We start from the raw sequence: 14,318 nt of genomic DNA on the forward strand, positions 1-14,318 counted from the left end.
ATGCAAACACCTCGGTGCATCTGATAGACCAAGGCGATGCCATCGCGAGCAAGCTCAGCTCCCACAGGGATTTTTGTCAGTTGCAGCTCTGTGAATACCCCACAACCCATGTGGGAGCTGAGCTTGTGGGAGCAAGGCTTGCCCGCGATGCAAACACCTCGGTGCATCTGATAGACCAAGGCGATGCCATCGCGAGCAAGCTCAGCTCCCACAGGGATTTTTGTCAGTTGCAGCTCTGTGAACACCCCACAACCCATGTGGGAGCTGAGCTTGTGGGAGCAAGGCTTGCCCGCGATGCAAACACCTCGGTGCATCTGATAGACCAAGGCGATGCCATCGCGAGCAAGCTCAGCTCCCACAGGGATTTTTGTCAGTTGCAGCTCTGTGAACACCCCACAACCCATGTGGGAGCTGAGCTTGTGGGAGCAAGGCTTGCCCGCGATGCAAACCCTCGGTGCACCCGATAGACCAAGGCGATGCCATCGCGAGCAAGATCAGCTCCCACAGGGATTTTTGTCAGTTGCAGCTCTGTGAACACCCCACAACCCATGTGGGAGCTGAGCTTGTGGGAGCAAGGCTTGCCCGCGATGCAAACCCTCGGTGCATCCGATAGACCAAGGCGATGCCATCGCGAGCAAGCTCAGCTCCCACAGGGATTTTTGTCAGTTGCAGCTCTGTGAACACCCCACAACCCATGTGGGAGCTGAGCTTGTGGGAGCAAGGCTTGCCCGCGATGCAAACCCTCGGTGCATCCGATAGACCAAGGCGATGCCATCGCGAGCAAGCTCAGCTCCCACAGGGATTTTTGTCAGTTGCAGCTCTGTGAACACCCCACAACCCATGTGGGAGCGAGCTTGCTCGCGATGGCGCCTTTCCAGGCGCCATCGATGCATCAGCTCTCAGCGATCAACCAATCCATCTGCCACCCACCCTGGGTCTGCCCCAGCTTTTTCGACAGCCACGGCAGCAGTTCACGCAACTCTTCCTCCAGCCCCCACGGCGGGTTGGCAATCGCCAGGCCGGAACCGTTCAGGCTGTTGGGCGTCGCCAATGGGTGCACCAACAGTTCCACCCGCAACAGCTTTGGCGCGCCCGTGCCGGCCAGGTCCTGGTAGAAGCGGCGCAACATCCGCTGGTCCTTCACCGGGTACCAGATCGCCGCCACCGTCTGGCGCATCCGGCCAATGGCCTCCTTGAGGGAGGCGGCGCAGCGCTGCATCTCGTCCAGCTGTTCGAAAGGCGGATCGATCAGCATCAGGGCACGCTTCTCTGCCACCGGCAGCAGCGCCCGCGGCACATGCCAGCCCTCACCCAGGTGGACCGCCACGCGACGGTCGCCTTTCATGTTGTCCTTGAGCAACACGCCGTCTTCAGGGTGTTTCTCATTGAGCAGCACACGGTCCTGCGAACGGGTCAGGCGCCGCGCCAACTCCGGCGAGCCCGGGTAGTAGCGCAACTGCCCGTCCGGGTTCATCTCGTGCAGCACCTTCATGTAATCGGCGGTCAGCGGCGGCAGATCGCTCTCGCCCCACAACCGCGCAATGCCTTCCAGGTACTCACCGGTACGGTTGGCCTGGTCACCCTGCAAGTCGTACAACCCTATACCCGCATGGGTATCGAGGTAGGCGAAGGGCTGCTCCTTGCGCGACATCAAGGCGATGAGGCGGGTCAAGGTCAGGTGTTTGAACACATCGGCGTGATTGCCGGCGTGGAAGGCGTGGCGATAATTCATGGCGGCTCCTGCGAAGGGCGACGAGTTTACCTTGAAGCGCGTCGGACGTCAGGGGTTCGCAGCCCAGCGGACAGGCCACCATCAGCCCAGCTCTCGCAGCAAATACGCCTGCAATGGCACCATTTTCGCCTCAACCGCCGCCGATCGCTCAAGAAAGTGGGCAACTTTGCAGTGCAGGACGCTGCCGTCGACCCGCTCGAACACATGCGGATGCTCTTCACCCAGCCAAGTGAGCACGTTGTCCAGCAGACAGTCCGTCGGGCCCTCGGCCATTGCGTCCAACAGCGCGACGGGCACTTGCCACCAGGGAAAAGCCTGGGCCTGCCGCTGGACATTTCCCACGACCTCAAGGGATTGCCCGTTGATCAGGCAGCGCTTGATGACCGGCAAGAGTTGCCCGGCCTCCACCGCCGTCGATTGCAGGATAGGCCGCATGAAGCGCCCATCCCAAAAACGCAGGAAGACCGGCTTGCCATCGGGCAACAGCACCTGTGTGAGCCCTCGCAAGTGTTCCGCAAGGGTTTCCTGGCTCACACACGAAACCGCCAGCCAGCCCCAATCGAGGGCGTCGGTGGCGGCGATCCAATCAAGCAATTCACTGTCTGCGCTGACCAGCCCTACATAGGGCATGACCGCTTCCCACTCGGCGTACGGTGTATCGGCCCAGATCGGGCTGGCTGTCGAGTTCATCGAGCGCCTCCAGGCCGACAACGCCCCGGCGCTACTGGCATTGCTGAAAATGGCGAAAAGTTGCTCGGAGGCCCGCAAGGGGTAGTCCTCAAGCCAGGCGCGAGGAGATTGATCGCTGTTCATGCACGCCCCCGGAGATCGACAGGTTTGCGAAAGGCCAGCGGCGCTGCGCAGGCGCCGCTTCTGCAACGCTCACACTCCTCGCAGAACGGCGCCGAACCTTGGAAACTGAGAATCTGCGCAAGGGAAAGCGCAGGTGCCGTCGCAGCGACCAGCTTCTCGGCGCCGCCTGGAGAGCCGGACGCCGCGCTCATGACCGCCATCGGCGCCCCACCGACCTCGATGGGTACACTGCTGAAAATCCCGCCAGCGCCGATGTTGATCCAATGTCCGCCGGCCTGAAGGGTCACGCTCGCGCCCCCGTCCAAGACCACTTGCTGGCCGGCGCTGACATGAAACTGCTGGCTGGCACTCAGGACCTGGCTGGTGACACGAATATGCCGCTCGCCGCTCACCAGCAGATGATCGTCCTGCCGCACTTCTGCCCGGCGTTGACCGTGGGTAAGGCGCTGCTCATCGGCCTTGAGCTCGTGCCGTGCCGTACCGGTGACAACGATGCTGCGCTCGTGATCGACCTGCACCCGCTGGTCATGCAGCACATGTTGGGTCCAGTTGCGCTGGGCCCGCAGGTAGATCTCCTCGGCGCCCTTGCGATCCTCGATGCGCAATTCGTTGTAGCCTCCCCCGCCCGGGCTGCTCAGGCTGCGCAACACGCTGCGGGTCTTGTCCGCAGGCAGGTCCAGCGGCACCGGGTTGGCGCCGTTGGGCAGGCATCCGACGACCATCGGCTTGTCCACGTCGCCATCGATGAACCCCACCAGGACTTCCATCCCGACCCGGGGGATCATCACGGCGCCATAGCGATCGTGAGCCCAACCGGAGGCCACGCGCAGCCAGCAACTGGAATGCTCGTCGCATTGACCGTCGCGATCCCAGACCAGTTGCACCTTGACCCGTCCGAATTCATCGCAATGGATCTCGCTGTCCACCGGCCCGGTCACCACCGCCGACTGATAACCATGGGCACGGGGCTTTTCGTGATGCAGGGGTGGCCGAAAGAACACGTCCCATGGCGTGGCGAGAAAGGTGTTTTTGTAGCCCTGGAATTCATCCGGGCCGGCGCCGGCCGTTTCTTCCAGCACCTGCGGTTGGCGGCCATGATGGTCGATCTGCGTCAGGAGCCAGAGATCATTCCACGGTTCCCGCGGATGTTCCTTGATCCGCATGAAGTGTCCGCTGACGAAGGCGCTTTCATCGCTGCCGCCTTCTGCCACGCAGTGGTCGGCGCCGTGGCGCTCAAGGGCGCGTCGGGTCAGATGCTTGCCGTCGTCACGGGCGCAGAAACCGCCGGGATAGTGATAGTCCTCGAGCACAGGGCGCTGTCGATTGTCGAGGTGGGTTTGCAGTAACAAACCGGGCCTGCGGAAGTCGTAATCGCGCAACGTCACGGCAGTGGTACGGGTCTGGAGCCGCACCGCCAGGCGCTTGATGGCCGGCTCGTCGACGGCCATGCCGCTGTCCGGCAGGTATAGCGTCGACTCAGGCAGGCGCGGAAACACCGTCTGGTCGTCACCGAACACCAGCAGATGACCGTCAGGGCGATGCCTGAAGTGATAATGGATGCCGACTTCGGCGCAGATCCGCTCGATGAAGGCCAGGTCGCTTTCGCCATACTGCACGCAATACTCGCGCTCGGGGTATTGCCCGCCAAGCGTGAACTGGCAGGCATCCGCCAGGATCCCGTGCTCCTTCAACACCTGGGCGACGATATCGGGCACGCTCAGGTGCTGGAAAATCCGCTGGTTGATGCGATGGCGCAAGTAGGCCAGGCGAGGCACCAGGCTGATCTGATAACGGGTCAGGCGTTTGCCCGAATCCCCCTGGGCCACGCTATAGACCTGACCGTGTACGCCACTGCCCCAATCATCGAACCCCAGAAATGCCTGGCGATGCAGGAGCTCTTCCAGCGCCAGGTCAGACCGCTCGCTGATCAGTTCCAGATCAAAGCGATAGGGCTGGCTGATGGCTTCCTTACCCTTGAACTCGAGCACCTTGAGTTCATTCGGCCCGCTGTCGAGCGTCAGCGTGAAACGCGGTTGGTTGGCAGGCGGGAACATCCGATGTGCCTCTGCGAAATGGAAGCGGGCGATTCTGCACGAGCGATAGGGGGAGTGGATTGGAGGTCAGGAAAAACAGATTTGCCTTACAGCCGATGAGCCAAAAGCGGCAAGATGCGATGCATTTTCCGATAGACACGCGTGGCATCGTAGCCAACCGCAACCGTCCCACGAATGAATCAGCCGTTTCTTGCAACACGACGGATCTCGGCGCCGTGACAGCCGTGATAACGTGCGCTGGTCGCAAAAAAAGCAAAGGACGCACGAGATGACGACACGTTACGCAAAGATCGCAATGACCCTGGCGCTCGCCGCATTCGCCTTCCTGACCGTGTTCAATAACATCACGGACTACAGCTCCAACTTCAATTTCGTCCATCACGTACTGAGTATGGATACCACCTTTCCCGACAATGCCGCCCGGTATCGGGCTATCAATCAACCGTGGATGTGGCACGGGGCCTATTGGCTGATTATTCTCGGCGAAGCGATGACGGCAGGGTTGCTGGGCTACGGCGCACTGGAGCTGTGGCTGGCACGCCAGGCCGAGGCCGCGGTTTTCGCCCGCGCCAAGCGCTGGGCCGTTGCCGGTCTGACGGTGGGCTTCTTCGTCTGGTTCTTTGGTTTCATGGTCGTCGGTGGCGAGTGGTTCCTGATGTGGCAATCAGAAATCTGGAATGGCCAGGACGCTGCATTCAGGTTCTATATGGCGATCCTGGGCGTGTTGATCTTTCTCAACCAGCCTGACGCCAACCCGGACTGAGCCCATGAAAAAAACGGCCCGCCTCCATTGGAGACGGGCCGTTTTTATGCAAGTCGCCCTGCGAGCCATCAAGGCCTCGCCGAAGGCCTTACTGGTTCAGGCGAAAATCTTTTTCCGCCGCGTCGAAGCGCTGCAGCATACCCGCGGTAGGCGAGCCCATCTTGCTGACAATGTAGATGGCCAGGCTGGCGAAGATGAAGCCCGGGATGATTTCGTACAGGCCCAGCAAGGCGAAATGCTTCCAGACAATCACGGTGATTGCACCCACCAGGATGCCGGCGAGCGCGCCATTGCGGGTCATGTTCTTCCAGATCACGGAGATCAGGACAACCGGGCCGAAGGCGGCACCGAAACCGGCCCAGGCGTAGCTCACCAGGCCCAGTACACGGTTTTCCGGGTTGGCGGCCAGGGCGATGGCGATCAACGCCACCAACAGCACCATGGCGCGGCCGACCCAGACGAGTTCCAACTGGGAAGCGCCCTTGCGCAGGAAAGTCTTGTAGAAGTCTTCGGTCAGGGCGCTGGAGCACACCAGCAACTGGCAGCTCAGGGTACTCATGACCGCCGCCAGGATCGCCGACAGCAACACACCGGCAACCCATGGGTTGAACAGGATCTTCGCCAGCTCGATGAACACGCGCTCAGGGTTTTCGGTCACCGGACCGGCCACGTCTGGGTGTGCCGAGAAGTAAGCGATACCGAAGAAGCCGACAGCCACGGTGCCGCCCAGGCAGAGGATCATCCAGGTCATGGAAATGCGCCGGGCATTGGCGATCGACTTGACCGAATCCGCCGCCATGAAGCGCGCCAGGATGTGCGGTTGGCCGAAGTAACCCAGGCCCCAGCCCATCAGCGAGATCACGCCGATGAAGGTGGTGTTTTTCAGCATATCGAACGAAGTAGGATCTTTTGCTTCAATGGCCAGGAACGTGGTGTCCACACCACCGGTAGCCAGCAGCACAATGATCGGCGTGAGGATCAACGCAAAGATCATCAGGGTGGCTTGTACGGTGTCGGTCCAGCTCACGGCCAGGAAACCACCGACGAAGGTGTAGGCGATGGTCGCTGCAGCACCGGCCCACAGCGCGGTCTCATAGGACATGCCGAAGGTGCTTTCGAACAGACGGGCGCCGGCCACGATGCCGGAAGCACAGTAGATGGTGAAGAACACCAGGATCACCACCGCAGAGATGATCCGCAGCACGCCGCTCTTGTCTTCGAAACGGCTGGAGAAGTAGTCCGGCAGCGTCAGTGCGTCACCGTTGTGCTCGGTCTGTACCCGCAGGCGACCAGCCACGAACAACCAGTTCAGGTAGGCACCGGCGATCAGGCCGATGGCGATCCAGCTTTCCGACAGGCCGGACATGTAGATTGCACCGGGCAAACCCATCAACAACCAGCCGCTCATGTCGGAAGCACCGGCAGACAGTGCCGTCACGACGCTGCCCAGGCTACGACCGCCCAGGATGTAATCGGAAAGGTTGTTGGTGGAGCGGTAAGCCATCAGACCGATCAGGACCATGGCTGCGATGTAGATCACGAAAGTGATCAAGGTGGGATTACTTACACTCATGAGTTACGCCCTGGCTTTGTTTTTATGTAGCGGTGGCAGTTTAAAGCGTCGACAACACAGACGTTGTAGCGACGATTTGCAGTCCCGCGAATTTATGACTGATGTTTCCCCAGGAAAGCCATCAGCCGATGCCCCTCGGTTTTTAACCGGTTGCACCTTGGCCGCGAATGCTATTCAACAAATCAAATAAGGTGCAACCAGTTTCGCTCGAATAAGTTGCACCTGATCGGTTTTATCGCAAAATCTGTGTTTTTTGCTCCCTTTTAGTGCAGCTCCCAGCGCTCAGCTAGAAGCCAAAGCACTAAGCCGGTGCAGGATTCACGGGGCAACATTCGCTTCCGGATGAGCTGCCTGTCATTTCGAGAAAAAAAGGGTTGCACCCGGTTGCACCTCAATCATCCCGCAGCTAATCTTGCCGCCAGCTGATGCCACGCGATACGTGGTAAACATGAGGATAAAAATATGGCTACCACCACCCTTGGGGTCAAACTCGATGACCCGACCCGCGAACGCCTCAAGGCGGCCGCAACCTCGATTGATCGCACGCCGCACTGGCTGATCAAGCAGGCAATTTTCAATTACCTGGAAAAACTCGAGGGTGGTGCAACCCTGACCGAGCTGAACGGTTCACCTCGCACCGACAGCGATGATGCCGGCGATGTACAGGTCGACCATGCTCACCAGTGCTTCCTCGAATTTGCCGAGAGCATCCTGCCGCAATCGGTCCTGCGCGCCTCCATCACGGCCGCCTACCGTCGCCCGGAACCCGAAGTGGTGCCGATGCTGATCGAGCAGGCCCGCCTGCCGGCGCAAATGGCCGAAGCCACCAATAAGCTGGCTGCTTCGATTGCGGAAAAACTGCGTAATCAGAAAAGTGCCGGCGGCCGTGCCGGTATCGTTCAGGGTTTGCTGCAGGAATTTTCCCTGTCGTCCCAGGAAGGTGTAGCACTGATGTGCCTGGCTGAGGCACTGCTGCGCATCCCGGACAAAGGCACCCGTGACGCGCTGATCCGCGACAAGATCAGCACCGGCAACTGGCAGCCACACTTGGGCAACAGCCCGTCGCTGTTCGTCAACGCCGCCACTTGGGGCCTGCTGCTGACCGGCAAACTGGTCGCCACCCATAACGAAGCGGGCCTGACCTCCTCCCTGAGCCGCATCATCGGCAAGAGCGGCGAGCCGATGATCCGCAAGGGCGTCGACATGGCCATGCGTCTGATGGGCGAGCAGTTCGTCACCGGCGAAACCATCGCCGAGGCCCTGGCCAACGCGAGCAAGTTCGAAGCCAAAGGCTTCCGCTATTCCTACGACATGCTGGGTGAAGCCGCACTCACCGAACATGATGCGCAGAAGTACCTGGCCTCGTACGAACAAGCCATCCATTCGATCGGCAAAGCGTCCCATGGTCGCGGGATTTATGAAGGCCCGGGCATTTCCATCAAGCTGTCCGCCCTGCACCCACGTTACAGCCGTGCCCAGTACGAGCGCGTCATGGACGAGCTGTACCCGCGCCTGCTGTCGCTGACCCTGCTGGCCAAGCAATACGACATCGGCCTGAACATCGACGCCGAAGAAGCCGACCGCCTTGAGCTGTCGCTGGATCTGCTGGAGCGTCTGTGCTTCGAGCCGCAACTGACCGGCTGGAACGGCATCGGTTTCGTGATCCAGGCCTACCAGAAGCGTTGCCCATACGTGATCGACTACGTCATCGACCTGGCCCGCCGTAGCCGCCACCGGTTGATGATTCGCCTGGTAAAAGGCGCGTACTGGGACAGCGAGATCAAGCGCGCCCAGGTCGAAGGCCTGGAAGGCTATCCGGTCTATACCCGCAAGGTGTACACCGACGTGTCCTACATCGCTTGCGCCCGCAAGTTGCTGTCGGTGCCGGAAGTCATCTACCCGCAGTTCGCCACGCACAACGCCCATACCCTGGCAGCCATCTACCACATCGCCGGTCAGAACTATTATCCGGGCCAGTACGAATTCCAGTGCCTGCACGGCATGGGTGAACCACTGTACGAACAGGTTGTAGGCAAGGTTTCCGAAGGCAAGCTGAACCGTCCGTGCCGTGTGTACGCTCCGGTCGGCACTCACGAAACACTGCTGGCGTACCTGGTACGTCGCCTGCTGGAAAACGGCGCGAACACTTCGTTCGTCAACCGTATCGCCGACCAGTCCATCTCGATTCAGGAGCTGGTGGCCGATCCAGTGGCCAGCATCGAGCAAATGGCGACGCTGGAAGGCGGTTTCGGCCTGCCGCACCCGCGCATCCCACTGCCGCGCGACCTGTATGGCAGCGACCGCGCCAACTCCAGCGGCATCGACCTGGCCAACGAACATCGCTTGGCGTCGCTGTCCTGCGCCCTGCTTGCCACTGCCCATAACGATTGGAAAGCCGTGCCGATGCTCGGCTGTGCCGCCAGCGAAGAAACCCCGGCCCCCGTACTGAACCCGTCCGATCACCGCGACGTGGTTGGCCATGTGCAGGAAGCCACGGTCGCCGACGTCGACAACGCCATCCAGTGCGCCCTCAACGCCGCACCGATCTGGCAAGCCACGCCGCCAGCCGAGCGCGCCGCGATCCTCGAACGTGCCGCTGACCTGATGGAAGGCGAGATCCAGCCGCTGATGGGCCTGCTGGCCCGCGAAGCTGGCAAGACCTTCGCCAACGCCATTGCCGAAGTGCGTGAAGCCGTGGATTTCCTGCGCTACTACGCGGTGCAGGCGCGCAACGATTTCACCAACGATGCCCACCGCCCACTGGGTCCGGTGGTCTGCATCAGCCCGTGGAACTTCCCGCTGGCGATTTTCAGCGGCCAGGTCGCCGCTGCCCTGGCCGCCGGCAACCCGGTCTTGGCCAAGCCCGCCGAGCAGACGCCATTGGTGGCTGCCCAGGCTGTGCGCCTGATGCTCGAAGCCGGCATTCCGGAAGGCGTGCTGCAACTGCTGCCGGGTCGCGGCGAAACCGTCGGCGCCCGCCTGGTGGGTGACGAGCGAGTCAAAGGCGTAATGTTCACCGGCTCCACCGAAGTCGCTCGCCTGCTGCAACGCAACATCGCCGGTCGCCTGGACAACCAGGGCCGTCCGATCCCGCTGATCGCCGAAACCGGCGGCCAGAACGCCATGATCGTCGACTCCTCGGCGCTGACCGAACAAGTGGTCATCGACGTGGTGTCGTCAGCCTTCGACAGTGCCGGCCAGCGTTGCTCGGCCCTGCGGGTCCTGTGCCTGCAGGAAGATTCCGCCGACCGCGTCATCGAAATGCTCAAGGGCGCCATGGCCGAATCGCGCCTCGGCAACCCTGAGCGTCTGTCCGTGGACATCGGCCCAGTGATCGACGCCGAAGCCAAGGCCGGCATCGAGAAACACATCCAGGCCATGCGCGACAAAGGTCGCACCGTGTACCAGATGGCAATCGCCGACAGCGACGAGTGCAAGCGCGGCACCTTTGTCATGCCAACCCTGATCGAGCTGGAAAGCTTCGACGAGCTGCAGCGCGAAATCTTCGGCCCGGTGTTGCACGTGGTGCGCTACAAGCGCAAGGAACTGGATCAGTTGATCAACCAGATCAACGCTTCCGGCTACGGCCTGACCCTGGGCGTGCACACGCGCATCGACGAGACCATCGCCAAGGTCATCGACAATGTGCATGCGGGCAACGTCTACGTGAACCGCAACATTGTCGGTGCTGTGGTCGGCGTGCAGCCGTTTGGCGGCGAAGGCCTGTCGGGCACCGGTCCCAAGGCCGGTGGTCCGCTGTACCTGTACCGCCTGCTGTCGACACGTCCTACCGATGCGATCCAGCAATCCTTCGTCCGTGGCGACGCCCTGACAGCGCCAGACCTGCGTTTACGCGACGCCATGAGCAAACCGCTGACCGCACTGCAAGCCTGGGCCGACAGCCAGAAGCTCGCCGAGCTGAGCGCCCTGTGCGTGCAGTTCGCGGCCCAGTCGCAGAGCGGTATTACCCGGACCCTGACCGGCCCGACTGGCGAGCGCAACAGCTACGCCATCCTGCCGCGCGAGCACGTGTTGTGCCTGGCCGACGTGGAAGGCGACCTGCTGACACAACTGGCGGCCGTACTGGCCGTGGGCGGCTCGGCCGTGTGGCCGGAAACCGACACCAGCAAGGCTTTGTTCGCACGCTTGCCGAAGGAGATTCAGGCACGCATCCAACGGGTTGCCGACTGGAACAAAGACGAGGTGCTGTTCGACGCGGTCCTGCACCACGGCGATTCGGATCAACTGCGCAGCGTCTGCCAGCAGGTTGCCAAGCGCGCCGGCGCCATCGTCGGGGTCCATGGCCTGTCCCAGGGCGAAACCAGCGTGGCGCTGGAGCGCCTGGTGATCGAGCGAGCGTTGAGCGTCAACACCGCCGCCGCGGGTGGTAATGCCAGCCTGATGACTATCGGCTAAACCGCTGTAAACCAGGCACCTGCAATGGGTGCCTGGTAGTAGGAAATCCCTGTGGGAGGAAATCCCTGTGGGAGCGAGCTTTGTGGGAGCAAGGCTTGCTCGCGATCCAGGCGCTGCGGCCCTCAAGAGACCGCGGCGTTTTCATCGCGGGCAAGCCTTGCTCCCACAAAGCCCACTCCCACATTGGGATTAGTGTCGCCCGCACCTCTGCATCACTGTCATCAATCATCCTGTTCAGCCTCCATTCCCACGCCTAGACTCGGCCCACCCCAAAAAAAGGTAAGCCGCCATGTCCGAGACGCTGCTCAGTTCCCGCAATCTGGCTTTCGAGCTGTATGAAGTCCTCGATGCCGAGGGCCTGACTCAGCGCGAGCGGTTTGCCGAGCACAATCGCGAAACCTTCGACGCCGCCATCGGTACGGCCCGCAGCATCGCCGAGAAATTTTTCGCGCCGCACAACCGCAAGAACGATGAAAACGAACCGCGCTACGAGAACGGCGAGGCGATTCTGATTCCCGAGGTAAAACCGGCGGTGGATGCCTTCCTCGAGGCGGGTTTTCTCAACGCAGCACGCAGCTTCGAGGCGGGCGGCATGCAACTGCCGACGTTGCTGTCCCAGGCCTGCTTCGCGCATTTCCAATCGGCCAACGCCGCCTCGACCTCTTATCCGTTCCTGACCATGGGCGCGGCGAACCTGATCGAAAGCTTCGGCAGCGAGGAGCAGAAGCAACGCTTCCTGCAACCGATGATCGACGGCCGTTTCTTCGGCACCATGGCCCTGACCGAGCCCCATGCAGGCTCTTCGCTGTCGGATATTCGTACGCGCGCGGAGCCTGCATCCGACGGCACCTATCGACTCAAGGGCAACAAGATCTTCATTTCCGGCGGCGATCATCCGTTGTCGGAAAACATCGTGCACATGGTCCTGGCGAAACTGCCGGACGCGCCGCCGGGCGTGAAGGGCATTTCGTTGTTTATCGTGCCCAAATTCCTGGTCAACGACGACGGCAGCCTCGGCCCGCGTAACGACGTGCTGCTGGCCGGGCTGTTCCACAAGATGGGCTGGCGTGGCACCACCTCCACCGCGTTGAACTTCGGCGACAACGGCGAATGTGTCGGTTACCTCGTAGGCAAACCGCACCACGGCCTGAGCTACATGTTCCAGATGATGAACGAGGCGCGGATCGGCGTCGGCATGGGTGCGGTGATGCTGGGTTACGCCGGCTACCTGTATTCCCTGGAATACGCCCGCGAACGCCCGCAGGGCCGGGTGCCCGACAGCAAGGACCCGACCACCGCCCCCGTGGCGATCATCCAGCACGCCGACGTGCGCCGCATGCTGCTGACCCAGAAGGCCTACGTTGAAGGCTCGTTTGACCTGGGCCTGTACGCCGCGCGCTTGTTCGACGACACCACCACCCTGGAAAGCGAAGCCGAGCGTCGGCGCGCCCATGAGCTGCTGGATTTGCTGACCCCGATCGTCAAATCCTGGCCCTCGGAGTTCTGCCTGAAGGCCAACGAGCTGGCGATCCAGATTCTGGGGGGCCACGGCTACACCCGCGAATACCCGGTGGAGCAGTATTACCGCGACAACCGCCTGAACCCGATCCATGAAGGCACCCACGGCATCCAGTCCCTGGACCTGCTGGGGCGCAAACTGGCGCAGAACGGCGGTGCCGGGCTCAAGCAATTGATCCGCCTGGTGGCCAACACCACTGAACGCGCCCAGGCGCACGCATCACTGACACCGTTGCGCCAGCCGCTGGAAGCGCTGGTGGCGCGCCTGCAAACGGTCACCCTCGGCCTGCTGACGGACCTGGCCCAGGGCAAGGTCAACAGCAGCCTCGCCAACTCGGCGCTGTACCTGAAGGTATTTGGGCACATGGTGATCGGCTGGCGCTGGCTGGAACAGGCGATTCGTGCCGAGGAAGGCCTGGCCAAGGGGGATACCGCAGACAGCGACTTCTATAAAGGCAAGCTGCAAGCGGCGCGCTACTTCCTGACCTGGGAAGTGCCGGGTTGTCATCATGAGCTGGCGATTCTTGAGGCGCGGGATGATACGTGCCTGGGGATGCGGGATGAGTGGTTCTGAGCCGGATCATGCAGCGGGGCTGAATCCCATCGCGAGCAGGCTCGCTCCCACAGGGGGTTCCAAGTGAACACGACATCTGCGTTCACCACCATCCACTGTGGGAGCGGGCTTGCTCGCGAAGGCGGTGGATCAGGCAAATCAATTGCAACTGACATACCGCCTTCGCGAGCAAGCTCGCTCCCACAGTCAACCCTAACTGGCGGTTTCAGGCCTGCTGGATCGTCTTGGCAATCACATCGACCGTGGCGCTGACTTGCTCTTGGTAACGGTCGAGTTCCGCTTGATGTTGTTTCTGCATTTCCATCTGCTGCGAACACAAGTTCATGGCCGCCAATACCAACAGGCGATCACCGATCAGCGTCGGGTATTTCCTTTTCGTGTCGGCCAGTGCGGCCTTGAGCATCGAAGCGGCGTCCAGCAGGGCCTGTTCCTGCCCGGCCGGCGCCTTGATTGAATAGTCCTCTCCCAGGATCGAGATGACTGTCACCCCATCGGCGCCGTGCTTCATGCGCTGACAGGCCCGGCGCTGGCGCGCTCGATCAGGGCCTGGATGCGGGCGGCGGTGGTGCCGTGCAGTTCTTCCTGTTCCATCAGGCTCAGTTGCAGGCTTTCGTTTTCATCCTTGACCTTGGCAAGCTCCGCGCCCAGGGTTTCGTTCAGGCCGGTGAGGTGACGGTTCTGTTGCACCAGGTCATTGACCAGTTGCTCCAACTGGCTGAGGGATGTTTCCAACATATTGATTTCCAGGCATTTTCAAGGGGCGCGTACGATAAAGAAAAGTCACTGCCAATACCACGCTTTACGGGGTAGCAGGGCTTTGCGGCGAGTTTTAGAGACTGCAAATGGGGAATCTGGTTCCGACCCTTCGTCGCACC

General features: G+C 61.5%; 9 protein-coding genes. 3 read left to right on the forward strand and 6 right to left on the reverse strand.

Annotated elements, in window-relative coordinates; all coding sequences use genetic code 11:
- Window positions 1-892: 892 nt before the first annotated feature.
- The 3 genes from AB4O09_RS28115 to AB4O09_RS28125 form a co-directional block, all read right to left on the reverse strand.
- Complete coding sequence (locus AB4O09_RS28115; protein WP_003197086.1) at window positions 893-1,732, reverse strand: 23S rRNA (adenine(2030)-N(6))-methyltransferase RlmJ; 840 nt, start codon at window positions 1,730-1,732, stop codon at window positions 893-895.
- A gap of 81 nt (window positions 1,733-1,813) precedes the next feature.
- Entirely contained in the window at window positions 1,814-2,545 is a 732-nt protein-coding gene (locus AB4O09_RS28120; protein WP_003197084.1) for a DUF4123 domain-containing protein, read from the reverse strand.
- Window positions 2,542-4,599 (reverse strand): type VI secretion system Vgr family protein, encoded by a 2,058-nt coding sequence (locus AB4O09_RS28125; RefSeq protein WP_460107768.1) that lies wholly within the window; start codon window positions 4,597-4,599, stop codon window positions 2,542-2,544. Before AB4O09_RS28125 ends, AB4O09_RS28120 begins: the two co-directional genes overlap by 4 nt.
- Before the next feature lie 268 nt (window positions 4,600-4,867).
- On the opposite strand from AB4O09_RS28125, the gene AB4O09_RS28130 reads away from it, so the two are divergent.
- Complete coding sequence (locus tag AB4O09_RS28130) at window positions 4,868-5,362, forward strand: DUF2165 family protein (protein ID WP_028237532.1); 495 nt, start codon at window positions 4,868-4,870, stop codon at window positions 5,360-5,362.
- 88 nt (window positions 5,363-5,450) lie between these two features.
- Here the strand turns inward: AB4O09_RS28130 and putP are convergent, their stop codons facing one another.
- The gene (gene putP / locus AB4O09_RS28135) at window positions 5,451-6,935 is read right to left on the reverse strand and encodes a sodium/proline symporter PutP (protein WP_013692110.1); all 1,485 of its coding nucleotides are present in this window, start codon (window positions 6,933-6,935) and stop codon (window positions 5,451-5,453) included.
- 462 nt (window positions 6,936-7,397) lie between these two features.
- Between putP and putA the strand changes: the two genes are divergently transcribed.
- Together putA and AB4O09_RS28145 are read left to right on the forward strand one after the other, a co-directional pair.
- The gene (gene putA, locus AB4O09_RS28140) at window positions 7,398-11,351 is read left to right on the forward strand and encodes a trifunctional transcriptional regulator/proline dehydrogenase/L-glutamate gamma-semialdehyde dehydrogenase (RefSeq protein ID WP_003197076.1); all 3,954 of its coding nucleotides are present in this window, start codon (window positions 7,398-7,400) and stop codon (window positions 11,349-11,351) included.
- Between the two features lie 289 nt (window positions 11,352-11,640).
- Entirely contained in the window at window positions 11,641-13,443 is a 1,803-nt protein-coding gene (locus AB4O09_RS28145; protein ID WP_027911928.1) for an acyl-CoA dehydrogenase, read from the forward strand.
- Between the two features lie 205 nt (window positions 13,444-13,648).
- Here AB4O09_RS28145 and AB4O09_RS28150 read toward each other — a convergent pair whose 3' ends face one another.
- Together AB4O09_RS28150 and AB4O09_RS28155 are read right to left on the reverse strand one after the other, a co-directional pair.
- The gene (locus AB4O09_RS28150; protein ID WP_003197073.1) at window positions 13,649-13,951 is read right to left on the reverse strand and encodes a cell division protein ZapA; all 303 of its coding nucleotides are present in this window, start codon (window positions 13,949-13,951) and stop codon (window positions 13,649-13,651) included.
- Window positions 13,948-14,178: a hypothetical protein gene (locus AB4O09_RS28155; RefSeq protein ID WP_003197071.1), complete on the reverse strand. Its 231-nt coding sequence runs from the start codon at window positions 14,176-14,178 to the stop codon at window positions 13,948-13,950. Before AB4O09_RS28155 ends, AB4O09_RS28150 begins: the two co-directional genes overlap by 4 nt.
- Between the last annotated feature and the right edge of the window lie 140 nt (window positions 14,179-14,318).

This window comes from Pseudomonas sp. H1_F01 (assembly GCF_054681425.1).

Excerpts from the sequence above, each read along its gene's own strand:
- putA (WP_003197076.1), top strand. The coding sequence starts at position 7,398 with ATGGCTACCACCACCCTTGGGGTCAAACTCGATGACCCGACCCGCGAA.
- AB4O09_RS28145 (WP_027911928.1), top strand. The coding sequence starts at position 11,641 with ATGTCCGAGACGCTGCTCAGTTCCCGCAATCTGGCTTTCGAGCTGTAT.
- AB4O09_RS28125 (WP_460107768.1), bottom strand. The coding sequence starts at position 4,599 with ATGTTCCCGCCTGCCAACCAACCGCGTTTCACGCTGACGCTCGACAGC.
- AB4O09_RS28155 (WP_003197071.1), bottom strand. The coding sequence starts at position 14,178 with ATGTTGGAAACATCCCTCAGCCAGTTGGAGCAACTGGTCAATGACCTG.
- AB4O09_RS28130 (WP_028237532.1), top strand. The coding sequence starts at position 4,868 with ATGACGACACGTTACGCAAAGATCGCAATGACCCTGGCGCTCGCCGCA.
- putP (WP_013692110.1), bottom strand. The coding sequence starts at position 6,935 with ATGAGTGTAAGTAATCCCACCTTGATCACTTTCGTGATCTACATCGCA.
- AB4O09_RS28120 (WP_003197084.1), bottom strand. The coding sequence starts at position 2,545 with ATGAACAGCGATCAATCTCCTCGCGCCTGGCTTGAGGACTACCCCTTG.
- AB4O09_RS28150 (WP_003197073.1), bottom strand. The coding sequence starts at position 13,951 with ATGAAGCACGGCGCCGATGGGGTGACAGTCATCTCGATCCTGGGAGAG.
- AB4O09_RS28115 (WP_003197086.1), bottom strand. The coding sequence starts at position 1,732 with ATGAATTATCGCCACGCCTTCCACGCCGGCAATCACGCCGATGTGTTC.